Here is a 12,518-nt window from a genome sequence, read left to right as displayed (position 1 = left end):
CCTCAAGTTGAATGGGAAAACGAAAACAAATTCAATGAGCACTTTCTAACTAAAAAAATACCAATAGAAAAGTAAAATTTTTTGTCTGATATGGACAGCTATTTTTACCTTTCAATTTGAGCTTAGCAGCAAATATTTTTCTTGCTACAGAGTTAAACAAAAATTGTGTTATGGATCTAATTTTCCTACAGATACAAAAATGCCACAGAGTTAAGCTGTGGCATTTTTTGTACTAAAAAGAGTGCGATAGCCTTAAAGCGTAAAGCCGTAAGAGTAGCCTAGTACAATTTTAACATCGCTGTCTGGTAAGTCAGTATCTGAAGCCATAAACGACACGGTACCCATGTCTGTTTCTGCGCTTAATGTGACGTTGTAGTCAGCGTAAGTGTCACCAAATAAATCTTCTACTACATCACCTTGTGAATAACCGTAGTGTAAAGCAAGGCTAAGCTTTTCTGTTAATGGGAAGCTTGCGTTAGCTTGGAGGTAACTCCAATCTTTTTCGTCAGATGCGCCAGACACATCTGAGTCGGCATTAACCACTTGAGAGTAACCTACGTCTAACCATTTCCAACCAAGTACAATTGCAATTTCACCAAAATCAATGCTGGCTTCTGCATCTGGGTAAGCGTAGTAAAGGTAGCTTACATCGTAAGTTAAATCTTCAGTGAAGTTACCACCGTAACCACCATAGAAGTCTAGCTCGTAGCTTGTTTCATCACCAAAATCGACATTAGACGCCCAAGTACCTGCATAAAAACCTGAATCGTGTGCGTAGTCAAGACCACCTTGAATTGCCGCTTCGTTACTGGTTTGAGTGGTACCGCGCCATAAGTAGTTTGACGAAGCGCCAATATTGCCAGTGACTTCAGCAAGGGCGCTGCCGCTCAATAGTAAACCTGTTGATAATGCAATTGCTTGATATAGTGATTTTTTCATCTTCATCCCTTAATGTTTTATTGTCACTGAGTCATTTATTTATGGTTTAAACATACTCAATGTCGGTTTGTCTGAAGATAAATTAGCGAATCGCATGCCACTTTTGTTATTTCATACTAATCAGCGGCTTAGTGTTGGATGCTACATTTTGTTGCAAACTGCTTGCGGCTTAATGATGCACTGCTGCACTTTTTTTGTGCAATTATGGATCTGTGCTTATGACTAAACATTAAGCCATAAACTTAAATAGTTTTTGGTATTCGTTAAATTTTACGCATAAAAAAACCTCCAGAAGGAGGTTTTCGTCAAAGAACATAAGCGAAAATTAATTAACGCTGTCTTTTAATGTTTTACCGGCTTTAAACTTAGGCACTGTCGCTGCTGCGATTTGAATTTCTTTGCCAGTTTGTGGGTTACGGCCAGTACGAGCTGCACGTTGAGTGGTTTCAAATGAACCAAAACCAACGATAGAAATTTTATCACCATTTTTCATGGCTTCAGTTACCGCTTCTTCGAAAGATTTTAGTGCGCGGCCAGCTTCAGCTTTAGTTAGTTCAGCATTTTCAGCGATTTTTGCAATTAATTCACTTTTGTTCATATTGATATTCTCTGCTTTCCATAGAAGTGTTTTTTAAAACATCATTAACATGCCACAAGCTATGGCGGTTTAAAAGCACTTTATCCTATAAATTCAGTATCTGTAGTGGTTTTAGGCCAAAATAAGCCTAAATAATGCCGTAAAAGTAAGCGTATTTACTCTTCGAGCAATTGGTAAAGGATTTTCTTGACCAATTGTGGCTCAAATGGCTTATCGCAAAGGGCATTGACGCCAGCACTAAACACATTACTTAAGTGTGTGTCGTTCGCTTCTGATGACACCATCAGGATAGGTATGTGTGATTGCTGGCTTTGGTTGCGAATATATTGGGTCAGCGCTAAACCATCAACAGAGGGCATGTTGTACCAAATCAAACATTGTGTCTTGCATCAGTTTAATGGCTTGGGCACCGTCTTCTGCTTCGGTAATCAATTGCATGCCTAAATTCGCAATGGTTCGTTTAATGATGTTACGCGCCATGCGACTGTCGTCTACCACCAGTACTCTAATATTGTGCACATCAAAATGGCTTAAATCGAGCTCGTCGTGACTCAACAAATCAATGGTTGAATGAAGCGCGGTGACTAAATGCTCTGCATTAAAGGGTTTCGGTAAAATAGCCACGACACCAGATTGCCTATAAATCTCTAATTGTTCACGGCGGCATTCGCTTGATACCAACATAAATTGAATGTCATTGAGTGCTGGAGTGCTATTGATATATTGCAATAAATCAAACGCTTCGCCATCGGCAAAGTGGAGTGCGCTGGCTATCAAGTCCGGTTTATGGCGTAAAATTATCGCTTTTGCTTCATCGATACTTGTTGCAGTTTGGATGCTGCTTACTCCTTCTTTTTGCAAGTGGGACATAATGATTTTTCTTTGTGTATCAGACGGTTCTAGCAATAATATCGACAGATCATTAAGTGACAAACTTGACATAGATTGTTTTCCGTTTTGACATTTTGATTGTTATTTTGGTTACTTAAGCTGATCTTGAGCTTAAATATTGCGTCATGACCTTAGACAGCCCCACCCACCATTGAAAGCCAATTAATGAGGCCAATACTAACCATAGTGGAATTAACGGAATGTTGTAACCTTGGAACACTAAATTGACGTCATCAGGTGTAATTTGATAAGCAATAATAGCGGCAGTGCTCACGGCGGCGAGGCCAATAGTTTGCAAACCAAGATAAACAAAAAGCACTACTTTGGTCCAAGCTGCGCGGGTAAGAATACCAAATAACAGCGGCAATACGCCTAACGTGAGCAAGTCAAAGGCGTAAAAGGTGGTCATGCGCCACAAGGCGATAAGAGTGAGTAACATGTACAAGCATACCAAGGCTTTTACTCGTAATGGCATAGTGGACTGTGCAATCTGGTTCATATTGATCATCTGGGTAGAAAATTTCAGGTAGAATATCGCACAAACACGCTAGGTGGGTATATTTTGATGACAGAAACCGATTTTTGGGCACTGGTAACACGCGAACAACCAGGCTTATCTTCTGATGACATGGCGCAGCAATTACGCAAAAAATTACAACCTTTAGATGATGAGTCACTTAAAGCGTTTGATAAAATGATGGGGCAACAATTACGTCGTAGCTATTTGTGGTCGGTTTGGGGCGCAGCCTACATTATTACTGGGTGCGATTCGGATTATGGCTTTGCTGAGTTTAGATGTTTTTTATTGTCGTTAGGCCAACAATGGTACGACAAAGTGGTGGCTAACCCTGACTGTTTAGGTGAGTTGGCGCATTGGCCGTTAGTAGATGACTACGCTTATCCCTTTGTTGAAGATTATGATCTTATCGCCGGGCAAATTTACGAAGATCGCACCGGTCATGAATTACCCTTTGTACCGTCTGGGCAAAATACCCCCGTGGGTAAAAAGTTCAGTACTAAGCCAAAATTGATGCGCCAAACCTATCCATTACTGAGTGCACGCTTTCCTTTTTAAGAACAGCGTTTATTAGTATTGAGTTGTTAAGCCGTGGTTCAGCTTGGTCGCGCTAAAGTCAATACATCAAGATGCAAAAGTGGGGGATTAGGCATTAATGATTGCTGATAGCTCACCCACAATATTGTCTAATCTCATTGATTAACAGCGTTAGCAGAGAGTGTAGCCTGTTAATGGTGTATGACTGATGGGCCTTTGGAGGTTTATTATGAACGTAAAATACTTATTGCTTGCTTCGGCATTAACCTGTCAGGTGGCGTTGGCAGAAGATGTGCCTGAACCTAACCCGCAAACTGAAGTGGGTGTAGTTAAGATTGAATGGCAAAATCCAAAAGAGTTTCGTGACATTAAAACCTCGGCAGAGCTACAGTCTCGTTTCGAGAATCGTTTATTTGAAACCTTAACCAAAAACATCAATAAACAAGCTGAAAAGACCCTAAAGCCGGGGCAAACCTTGCATATGCAAGTGACCGATATCGATTTAGCCGGTGATATGCGTCCTACATTTGGGGCAACACCGGGGGATTTGCGTATCGTTAAAGACCTTTATCCGCCAAGAGCAACCTTTAGCTACAGTGTTAAAGAGGGCGATAAGGTCGTAATTGCGGGTGATGAAAAAATCACTGATATGAGCTTTATGCATCACTCAAGTCGTATGCGTGACAGACCTTTTCAATATGAAACACGGCTATTTGTTGAGTGGTTGCAAAAGACAGTAGCACCGCAGTTATAGTTTTCATTTTACGCTAAAAAAGCAAAAGCTCCTCAATGGGAGCTTTTATTTTTTAATCTGCCAGTTAGATTACTTCGAAAGCTTAAACACTTGTAGGGTTTGCAGAAGCGTGGCAAGCTTTTTAACAAAGACTTCGAGTGTTTCAGGGGCAACATGAGCGCTATTTTGCATGGCATCAAACTCGGCAACCAGCTCTTGAACATAAGGTAAAAAGCGATTGCTGTTTTCAGTAAAACCTTGATCTTCAGTAAATATGGCAACAAATTTACCGTGGCCTGCTTTACGTAATTCATCAAGACGAGCGTCAGAATCAATTGCTTGTCGGTAGGCTATTTGCAGGTTTTCTTTTATCTGTAGAAAAACATTGGTGTACGGCATAATTGCCCCATGGTGCTTGTGCAAAGAATATGACTAATTATAAGGAGCTGCTATGCAGGCAACAAGGAAAAGTCGGTTTAATTTGAATATCAGCTTGATTAATCGTCGTTTACAGCAACATTGCGGTCGTGTTATCGCCCTGATTTTATGTGCGGCAGTATGGCCTGTAGCGGCATTAGACTCACCAGTATTTTATAAAATTAATTATCAAGATCAGCAGGCGTATTTGTTAGGTTCTATCCATATTGGGCGTGCAGATTTTTACCCATTAGGGCAGCATATAGAGTCAGCTTTTAAGCAGTCTGACGCCTTGGTCATTGAGGCTGATGTGTCCCAGGGGAATGCGGGTGCGTTATTACAACAATATGGTGCGTTGTCTGCCGATATTGCAGCAGATGTTGATGCCACACGCCAACAATATTGCTTAAGTCATCAGGCGATGTGTCAGGCGTTAACGCCATATGCTCCTTGGCTTCAGTCAACTAAAATCAGTGTCAGTCGTTTTGCTGAGCTTGGTTACAGTACAGAGCAAGGGGTTGATACTTATTTTACTGAAAATCGCAGCAGTAAAGCACTGATTGAGCTTGAAAGTATTGAGTTTCAATTTGAATTGATTTCATCGTTTTCACATAAAACCCAACTGGAAATGCTCGATGAAGCCATTAATGCCAGTGATGCAGAAATGCTTGATTTGATCAATGCTTGGCGTCAAGGCGATGCTGATGCACTGGCCACTATTATGGAGTCGCAGGCCGGAGAGTCGGATGAGTTTTTAGACAAGTTACTCTGGAAGCGCAATCACACCATGAGCCAAAAGATTATCCAATTGCTACAAGGTAAAGCGCAAGAGCACTTATTTATTGTGGTCGGTGCGGGACATATTGTTGGTCAACAGGCCATTCCTGAATTGTTGAGACAACAAGGTGCCACCGTAACGCGCTGCACCTTATTACAATGCTAATCTCAATTCGTGGCAATCATTACGATGGTGTGGTTGATGATTGCCCTAAAAAATGTACATAACGACCGAGCGATAAATAGGGCTCGCGTTGTGAATAGGCTAATTCCATTTCAATCAATTGCTGAGTGTCAAAATTAGGCGGCAAATGCTGTTTTAAATAATCGTTTATAACCCTCACTCCAGATTGAGTCTGGATGTGCATTTGCCATTCGTTAAACCATTGACGCACATCTTCGATGTATAAAGGGTGAGTAGGGGTTAAACCAATCTTCTTTTTAACCACAAGATCACGCTGTACATAATCAAAATTACCCGACACTAAACTGTGAAAACGCAGTGCTTCTTTATTATAAAACATCAATGAAAATAAGCCGCTAGGTTTTAGCAGTTTCAATAAGCCTTGCAAGGTGCTTTTAGCATCGATAAGCCATTCGGCAACGGCATGGCATAAAATAACGTCAAATTGCCCAAACTGTTCAACGGTTAATGCTTGAATAGGGCTATGGACTAATTCAATTGATAAGGGGGTGTCAGACTCGGCAATTTGCTGTTTAGCTAACGCAAGCATTTGCTCCGAAATATCACAAAGCACCACATCATGGCCTAAAGCCGCGAGCTTTTGACTTAAGAAACCAAAGCCGCCGCCAGCATCTAATATGCGCAGACGAGGTGGTTCAAGGTTTGTTAATGCAGGAGCTAAGTCACGCCATAATACGGCTGCGCGAATTTCACCTTTAGTTGTGCCGTAAATGTTTTTCGCAAATTTGAGGCTAAGTTTATCGAAGTTTTTATCTTGCACTGTGGAATACAATTGTGGTCAGGTTGAATAGAACAATTGTCTCATTTTGACTTAAAAAAGGTAAAGAAAAATCAGTAATTGTATTAATAAGGTAAATAAGATTTGTCGATAACATCAAAATAACGATTAACCATACTAAGATTTAAACGTAATAATCAATTAGCAGTTTAGTAACTAAGACTCTGTAAGGTATAATAAACGATTCACTTTTTTGCAGCGCATCAGTTTGGGCTGCCTATTTAAGGTAAATCATTGTGAGCCACGACTATGCTATTGAATTAAAAGCGATGCCTTCGCTTTTGTCTCTGTATCGCAAAATCTTGTTCGGACGTAAACCCGGATGGGATCAAAAGCCATTGCCGAACATTTATGTGCAAGCGTCGAACGTGATAGCGTCGCCAGAGAAAATTCGTCAATATGCTGAAGTGTGTGGTTTTGACTTTGATGGTTCAATACTGCCACCAACCTATTTATATGTGTGGGCTTTTCGGTTACATGCGACTATTTTTACGCATAAAGCGGTAACTTTCCCATTGTTGGGGATGATCCATTTAAAAAACAGTATTAGTGCGTTCCGTCCAGTGCATGCAGATGAAAATTTAACTGTACAATGTGAACTCACCGACAGTCGTCATACTGACTCGGGGCTTGAGTTTGACCTAGTGTCTAAGGTGTTTGTTGCAGATGAGTTAGTGTGGCAGGCATTGTCGACCTATTTATATCGTATTGAATCAACTGGTCGTCGTACTCGCCCGCCTAAGGCATCGGCAATGGCTTGGGAAAACGTTCAGCAATGGCGTTTAACCGAAGACTTAGGCCGCCGTTATGCTAAAGCATCGGGTGATTATAATTTGATACATTTGCACCCATTATTGTCTAAACGCTTTGGTTTTGAACGAGTACTCGCTCATGGTATGTGGTCAAAAGCCCGGGCGTTATCGCAATTGATGCCGCACATTGGTGAACGCGCTTTTCAGGTTGATGTTGAATTTAAATTACCGGTATTTATGCCATCGGAAGTGACGTTTGCCTTTGAAAGTATCGACAATGGCAAAAGCTTTGAAATGCGTGATGCGAAAGGTCGTAGGCCGCATTTACACGGTAGCGTGACTTACCTTTAGTTTTGATAATGCAATAAAAAAGCTCAAGTCATATGGCTTGAGCTTTTTTGTTTGGGCGTGATTACTTTTGGTAAATATGCACATCGCGCTGCGGGAACGGGATGCTGACGCCTTCAGCGTCAAAGCGCATTTTAACTTCGCGGGTAATGTCCCAGTATACTTCCCAGTAGTCATCAGGTTTTACCCAGGGTCTTACAACAAAGTCCACTGATGACTCGCCTAATGTGTGTAATCTTACAATAGGTTCAGGTGTCGCTTGCACTTTAGGGTGCTGCTCAACAATGCTTTTTAAAATCTTTTCAGCATGTGGAATGTCATCGCCATAACCAATTCCAAAAACTAAATCGACGCGGCGTTGCCGTTCAGCGGTGATGTTATTAATGGTGTCGCCCCAAATTTTATTGTTGGGCACAATTAAGCGTTGGTTGTCGAGTGTTTTGATGGTGGTCGACACTAAGCTCATGTGGCTAACTCGGCCTGTCACCCCAGCGGCGTTAATTAAGTCGCCGACATCAAAGGGACGATAAATTAAGATCATCATACCTGAAGCAAAGTTTGACAGTGTGTCTTGTAATGCAAAACCAATAATTACCCCAGCAATACCAAAGCCTGCCAGTAATGGCCCAAGCTCAAAACCAAGCTGTGACAACGCAATTAATACCCCTAGAGCGTAAACAACTTTACTCGATAGCGAGATAAAAAACTCTTGCAGTAATTGGCTAAATTGCAGTTTAGATGCGCGAACTGTTTTTGATATAATTTTAGTGACGATTTTTGCGACGAGACTGGTAATAAACAGAATGAGTAAAAACACCACTATTTTGAAGGTGAGGCTAGGACCGTTATTGATGGTTTGATTTTTTAACACTTTAGCCCAGCCTTGCAGTAAGTTTGAGGCAACGCTGAAATTAAGCACATCTTGGGTGATGTCACCTGAAATGCTAAATAACGTTTGCTTTATTTGCGAGACATCTTTGCCTAAACCTTCAAGAATAAAGGCAGAGCTGGCTAAGCTTGAGCTGCTTTGTTCTAAGCGTTCTTTGAAAACCACCACCTTGGCTTTTTGCTCTGAGCTAATGTCTGCTCCCGCGGCGCTAGCTTCTGCGACGGCTTTTTGTAATTCGTCCTGGGTGTATCGAACTAAACTGTCAAATTGGTCAGCACGTAGCAGCATAAATTCTGTGAAGGTTTGTTTTTGCTGGCTGACATTAAGGTTTAACTTTTCTGCCCATTGTAGGGTTTCGAATGTTGCTTTGAGGTAATGGTCGCGTTCAAACTCGCGATCCGAGATTGCAGCAATAATTTTGCTGTCATCATCATTGCCCAATTGACTCCTTAATTGAGTAACGTCTAAATCAAGCGAGTGAATCACTTTAGTTAAAAAATCGATTTGATTTTGTACCAGTGATACCAGATATTGCGGATCGGCTGTGCCGGAAGCTATCAGCTGGTCGATTTCATCGCGTAGTTCAGATGATTTGTTCTTAATGCGATATTCAATAATGGTACGAATTTCACCTTTAGCGTTCGGCAGTAATTTGGCTTCATTATTGATGGTTTGCTGTAACAACGATATTTTATTGAAAGTGCTAGTGTCGATTTGTGTGCTGTTGCTGGCGGGTATTTGCGGGGCGGTGTCTTGTGCTAATGCTGATTGAGCCATCAAAAATGAGGTCATCAGTATCAATAAAGCAGTTAAAGTCCGTAACATCTTAGATCGTCCTTTGTGGCTAAGTTGCAAATAGGATAATAGAAAACCACTACTGTAGCTATGTTGGCGCTGCTATTCGGAGGCTATTTTGGTAAACTTGCGCGCATTATTGATTTAGGATACTCAACATGGCTCTGCAGTGTGCTCATTGCTACAAACATTTTTCGATTGCTAAAGTTACTAAAAGCCGCGGTAAAGGGTTATCGGTTGAAGTAAAATGCCCACATTGTGGTGCGTGGCTTGGGCATAATAAATCATTGGCCATGGCCAAAATAGCAGGGTTTTATGGTGGGGTTATTGCAGCCGCAGTAGGCTATTTTGTTGATGGCGCTGCGACGATAACCACGCCCTTGGTGATATTAGCTGTGATTGTTGTCGGCTTGTCGCACGTTATGGATCATTTAAAAATGGTTGAAGCGCCAGCTGATGACAGCGGCGTTGACAGCAAATTGTAATGAGTGAATGGTTAATCAACCACAATAACTTGGCTTTCTAAAGACGACTCAACATAGTAAATTCCGCCCAGTACGACGATACCAACAACAAGCATGATTAAGATAATGCCAATGTTTTCGCGAATAAATTGTGCCATGGAATGAGCCCTTTATGCCTGTCTATGTGAATATCAGTCGTTATGTTATGAGTCACAGCTTAAGCTTATCTTAAAATGGCTTTTATTAATCACTATATCAACTACTTTATAATCGTTTATGAGTGAAATGATAATCTTCGTCATGAATTGTCACAATCTATCTGTTGCTTTTAAGCACGGCTATTTTACACTTATACCTAATTTTATTAACTTGATGGATTAAAGTGTCTTTGAGTTCACGCATTCACATTAGACAAACTATTGCGATCTGGCTTAGCGCCATTTTGATCCTATTGTCTATTGCTGCCTCTGCGCACTCGGTTCGCCATCTTGATGATGGGGTGCAAAATCACTGCACCTTATGTTTTCATCAACATCAGCTAAATAAAACAATCCACACCAGTGAACTTGTTTTTATAGCAACGAAGCAATCTTTTGAACGCCAACAATTTATATTGCCTTGTCTTGTTAGCGCATTTCAAGCTTACTACCAAAGTCGTGCCCCGCCTGTATCTCGTTAGTCCAACACTGTAATTAATTATTTTTCCGTTATTTATCGGTTTATGAAAATCGGATAACGGCTATTTGTTGTATTTTGGAGATAATATGTCTGCGTTAAACACTCGCGTTTCTTTATTAGCACTAGCATGTGCGTTTAGTTCTTATTCAGCAATGGCTGAGGATTCAAGCTTAACTAACCCTAATATTAGTGCCGTTTTAGATGGTTATTACCAAACGGGTGATCGTCCTTTAGCTGAGCGTGAAGAAGGCTTTGGCCTCGGCGAAACGGAGTTAGCGTTAAGTGCCAATATTGATGACAACTTTTACGGTAAAGTCACAGCCGTGATTGAGTCGGCTGATGGCGAAACTGAATTAAATTTGGAAGAAGCCTTTATCCAAACGCTGGCACTACCAAGTGGCCTTTCTGCTCGAGCAGGTCGTTTTTTATCTGATATTGGTTATTTAAATAACCAACATAAACATACCGATTCGTTTACTGAGCGACCAGCCGCATACCGTGCATTTTTAGGTAACCATTATTTTGATGATGGTATTCGCTTAAGTTACGTAGCGCCAACTGATCTGTACTGGACCATGGGTGTTGAAGCCTTCTCTGGGGATAGCTTGCGCGCTGCAGATGAACATGGCGATCGTGATTTTGACGATGTAGGTGTATTTACTGCACTAACCAAAATTGGTGGTGATATTGGTATCGAAAGCTCTTGGCAGCTTGGATTAAGTTATTTACGCAATGAAAATGGCTTAGCGTATGCTGAAGAGCATGAAGGCGAAGAAGAGCATGAAGGCGAAGAAGAGCATGAAGGCGAAGAAGAGCATGAACATAGCCACAGCGCGTCTTACACTGGTGAGAATACTTACATTGCAGACTTTGTCTATAAGTGGGCTCCTAATGGTAACTACAAATATCAGAACTTAACCGTTAGTGGTGAATACTTCAGGGTGACGGATATTTTTGGTGAAGAACCAGGACACGTTGAAGATATCGATGACATGGATGAGCATGAAATCAGTGATGACGATTATCATGAAGGTTGGTATTTAAGCAGTGTTTATCAGTTCTCTCCAAGCTGGTCCGCTGGTGTGCGTTATGGTGAAGTGGATACTTATGAAATCCACGAAGATCACCTCGATCCACAAAAGCTGAAAGAAACCGAAGTTAGTCTTGCTTGGCATAGCAGCCATTTCACAGCAGTTCGTTTTCAGTTTACTCATCAAGATGGAACTAACTTTGATGGGGTCGAGGATGATAATATCTTCACTTTACAATACGTTATGACACTAGGAGCTCACGGTGCGCATCAATTCTAAATTGCTTTTAGCAGTGGCTGCAATGCCACTGTTGTTTACCGCGACAGCAAAAGCGGAACTAAATGTATTTGCTTGTGAGGTTGAATATGCGGCTTTAGCCAAAGCTTTAGCCCCTTCAGCCGACATCTATTCGGCAACGACAGCCATGCAAGATCCCCATCAAGTGCAGGCGCGCCCGAGCTTAATTGCTAAAATGCGCCAGGCAGATTTAGTGGTGTGTGCGGGTGCCGATTTAGAGATCGGCTGGCTGCCTATGCTGCAGATGAAAGCATCTAACCCCAAGGTCAAATCTACTGATAAAGGGTTGTTTTTTGCAGCAGAACAAGTCGATACCTTAGATAAGCTGGCGAGTGTTGATCGTTCAATGGGTGACGTACATGCCAAAGGTAACCCTCACTTACACTTAGATCCAGAGCGTATGCTGAGCATTGCTCAGGCTCTTAGTGCAAAGATGATTAAACTCGATCCGCAAAACAGCGGCGAATATCAGCAATCATTAGCTGATTTTAGCCAACGCTGGCAGGCCAAAATCCCTCAGTGGCGAGAGCAGGCTAAAGGATTAGCTGGTAAAAAGGTCATCGCTTATCATTCTAGCTTCCGTTATTTATTTCATTGGGCGGGGATCGAGCAAGTGGCCGATCTTGAGCCAAAGCCGGGTTTAGCCCCCACAAGTAGTCACCTAGCAAGCTTATTGACTCGCGCTGAGCAAGGTGATGTTATGGCGGTGATTGTGGCGTCATATCAAGATGAACGTGGTGCAAAATGGTTAGGTGAACGTGCTAACTTACCGGTATTGATGCTACCTATGTCTGTGGGTGGGAATGAGCAAAGCAAAGACTTATTCAGCCTATATGACAGCTTATTCGCTCTACTTAACGGGGTGAAATAAG

General features: G+C 41.7%; 15 protein-coding genes and 1 pseudogene. 8 read left to right on the top strand and 8 right to left on the bottom strand.

Annotated elements, in window-relative coordinates:
- Positions 1 to 252 precede the first annotated feature (252 nt).
- From IEY42_RS07055 to IEY42_RS07040, 4 genes and pseudogenes are all read right to left on the bottom strand, one after another.
- Positions 253 to 939 (bottom strand): TorF family putative porin, encoded by a 687-nt coding sequence (locus IEY42_RS07055; RefSeq protein ID WP_188924598.1) that lies wholly within the window; start codon positions 937 to 939, stop codon positions 253 to 255.
- 325 nt (positions 940 to 1,264) lie between these two features.
- Positions 1,265 to 1,537: a non-specific DNA-binding protein Hbs gene (gene hbs, locus IEY42_RS07050; protein WP_011638950.1), complete on the bottom strand. Its 273-nt coding sequence runs from the start codon at positions 1,535 to 1,537 to the stop codon at positions 1,265 to 1,267.
- Between the two features lie 155 nt (positions 1,538 to 1,692).
- Positions 1,693 to 2,479, bottom strand: a pseudogene (locus IEY42_RS07045) (response regulator).
- 43 nt (positions 2,480 to 2,522) lie between these two features.
- Positions 2,523 to 2,927 (bottom strand): hypothetical protein, encoded by a 405-nt coding sequence (locus IEY42_RS07040; RefSeq protein ID WP_229779955.1) that lies wholly within the window; start codon positions 2,925 to 2,927, stop codon positions 2,523 to 2,525.
- Between the two features lie 66 nt (positions 2,928 to 2,993).
- Between IEY42_RS07040 and IEY42_RS07035 the strand changes: the two genes are divergently transcribed.
- Positions 2,994 to 3,503, top strand: coding sequence for a DUF4240 domain-containing protein (locus IEY42_RS07035; protein WP_188924597.1), 510 nt, complete (start codon positions 2,994 to 2,996; stop codon positions 3,501 to 3,503).
- Positions 3,504 to 3,711: 208 nt separating this feature from the next.
- On the top strand, positions 3,712 to 4,236 hold the full coding sequence (locus IEY42_RS07030) for a DUF3016 domain-containing protein (RefSeq protein ID WP_188924596.1): 525 nt from the start codon (positions 3,712 to 3,714) through the stop codon (positions 4,234 to 4,236).
- A 69-nt stretch (positions 4,237 to 4,305) separates the two neighbouring features.
- Here the strand turns inward: IEY42_RS07030 and IEY42_RS07025 are convergent, their stop codons facing one another.
- Positions 4,306 to 4,614, bottom strand: coding sequence for a prephenate dehydrogenase (locus IEY42_RS07025; RefSeq protein ID WP_188924595.1), 309 nt, complete (start codon positions 4,612 to 4,614; stop codon positions 4,306 to 4,308).
- Positions 4,615 to 4,666: 52 nt separating this feature from the next.
- Between IEY42_RS07025 and IEY42_RS07020 the strand changes: the two genes are divergently transcribed.
- A complete protein-coding gene (locus IEY42_RS07020) occupies positions 4,667 to 5,575 on the top strand; it encodes a TraB/GumN family protein (RefSeq protein WP_188924594.1) in 909 nt (302 codons plus the stop codon).
- Positions 5,576 to 5,594: 19 nt separating this feature from the next.
- On the opposite strand, the gene IEY42_RS07015 is transcribed toward IEY42_RS07020, so the two are convergent.
- Entirely contained in the window at positions 5,595 to 6,374 is a 780-nt protein-coding gene (locus IEY42_RS07015) for a methyltransferase domain-containing protein (protein WP_188924593.1), read from the bottom strand.
- Between the two features lie 287 nt (positions 6,375 to 6,661).
- Between IEY42_RS07015 and IEY42_RS07010 the strand changes: the two genes are divergently transcribed.
- Positions 6,662 to 7,495, top strand: a complete 834-nt coding sequence (locus IEY42_RS07010) for a MaoC family dehydratase (RefSeq protein ID WP_188924635.1) — start codon at positions 6,662 to 6,664, stop codon at positions 7,493 to 7,495.
- Between the two features lie 61 nt (positions 7,496 to 7,556).
- On the opposite strand, the gene IEY42_RS07005 is transcribed toward IEY42_RS07010, so the two are convergent.
- Positions 7,557 to 9,206, bottom strand: a complete 1,650-nt coding sequence (locus IEY42_RS07005) for a mechanosensitive ion channel family protein (RefSeq protein WP_188924592.1) — start codon at positions 9,204 to 9,206, stop codon at positions 7,557 to 7,559.
- Between the two features lie 128 nt (positions 9,207 to 9,334).
- On the opposite strand from IEY42_RS07005, the gene IEY42_RS07000 reads away from it, so the two are divergent.
- On the top strand, positions 9,335 to 9,661 hold the full coding sequence (locus tag IEY42_RS07000) for a hypothetical protein (protein WP_188924591.1): 327 nt from the start codon (positions 9,335 to 9,337) through the stop codon (positions 9,659 to 9,661).
- 11 nt (positions 9,662 to 9,672) lie between these two features.
- On the opposite strand, the gene IEY42_RS22580 is transcribed toward IEY42_RS07000, so the two are convergent.
- Complete coding sequence (locus tag IEY42_RS22580) at positions 9,673 to 9,798, bottom strand: hypothetical protein (protein ID WP_268244263.1); 126 nt, start codon at positions 9,796 to 9,798, stop codon at positions 9,673 to 9,675.
- A gap of 230 nt (positions 9,799 to 10,028) precedes the next feature.
- Between IEY42_RS22580 and IEY42_RS22350 the strand changes: the two genes are divergently transcribed.
- The 3 genes from IEY42_RS22350 to IEY42_RS06990 all read left to right on the top strand — a co-directional run bounded on the left by IEY42_RS22350 (position 10,029) and on the right by IEY42_RS06990 (position 12,517).
- Positions 10,029 to 10,319 carry an ABC-type zinc uptake system zinc chaperone gene (locus tag IEY42_RS22350; RefSeq protein WP_229779960.1) on the top strand — a complete coding sequence of 97 codons (291 nt, stop codon included), beginning with the start codon at positions 10,029 to 10,031 and terminating at the stop codon, positions 10,317 to 10,319.
- An 85-nt stretch (positions 10,320 to 10,404) separates the two neighbouring features.
- Positions 10,405 to 11,628 (top strand): hypothetical protein, encoded by a 1,224-nt coding sequence (locus IEY42_RS06995; protein WP_188924590.1) that lies wholly within the window; start codon positions 10,405 to 10,407, stop codon positions 11,626 to 11,628.
- Complete coding sequence (locus tag IEY42_RS06990; protein WP_188924589.1) at positions 11,612 to 12,517, top strand: metal ABC transporter solute-binding protein, Zn/Mn family; 906 nt, start codon at positions 11,612 to 11,614, stop codon at positions 12,515 to 12,517. The genes IEY42_RS06995 and IEY42_RS06990 overlap by 17 nt, the downstream gene beginning before the upstream one ends.
- The last annotated feature ends 1 nt before the right edge of the window (position 12,518 follow it).

The organism is Shewanella algicola (genome assembly GCF_014648035.1).
GTDB classification, from domain to species: domain Bacteria; phylum Pseudomonadota; class Gammaproteobacteria; order Enterobacterales; family Shewanellaceae; genus Shewanella; species Shewanella algicola.
The sequence above is the reverse complement of the archived record's forward strand: the minus strand, read 5'-3'. Positions and strand labels throughout refer to the sequence as shown.

Coding starts and splice junctions, on each gene's coding strand:
- IEY42_RS07055 (WP_188924598.1), bottom strand. CDS start 939: ATGAAAAAATCACTATATCAAGCAATTGCATTATCAACAGGTTTACTA.
- hbs (WP_011638950.1), bottom strand. CDS start 1,537: ATGAACAAAAGTGAATTAATTGCAAAAATCGCTGAAAATGCTGAACTA.
- IEY42_RS07040 (WP_229779955.1), bottom strand. CDS start 2,927: ATGAACCAGATTGCACAGTCCACTATGCCATTACGAGTAAAAGCCTTG.
- IEY42_RS07035 (WP_188924597.1), top strand. CDS start 2,994: ATGACAGAAACCGATTTTTGGGCACTGGTAACACGCGAACAACCAGGC.
- IEY42_RS07030 (WP_188924596.1), top strand. CDS start 3,712: ATGAACGTAAAATACTTATTGCTTGCTTCGGCATTAACCTGTCAGGTG.
- IEY42_RS07025 (WP_188924595.1), bottom strand. CDS start 4,614: ATGCCGTACACCAATGTTTTTCTACAGATAAAAGAAAACCTGCAAATA.
- IEY42_RS07020 (WP_188924594.1), top strand. CDS start 4,667: ATGCAGGCAACAAGGAAAAGTCGGTTTAATTTGAATATCAGCTTGATT.
- IEY42_RS07010 (WP_188924635.1), top strand. CDS start 6,662: ATGCCTTCGCTTTTGTCTCTGTATCGCAAAATCTTGTTCGGACGTAAA.
- IEY42_RS07005 (WP_188924592.1), bottom strand. CDS start 9,206: ATGTTACGGACTTTAACTGCTTTATTGATACTGATGACCTCATTTTTG.
- IEY42_RS07000 (WP_188924591.1), top strand. CDS start 9,335: ATGGCTCTGCAGTGTGCTCATTGCTACAAACATTTTTCGATTGCTAAA.
- IEY42_RS22580 (WP_268244263.1), bottom strand. CDS start 9,798: ATGGCACAATTTATTCGCGAAAACATTGGCATTATCTTAATCATGCTT.
- IEY42_RS06995 (WP_188924590.1), top strand. CDS start 10,405: ATGTCTGCGTTAAACACTCGCGTTTCTTTATTAGCACTAGCATGTGCG.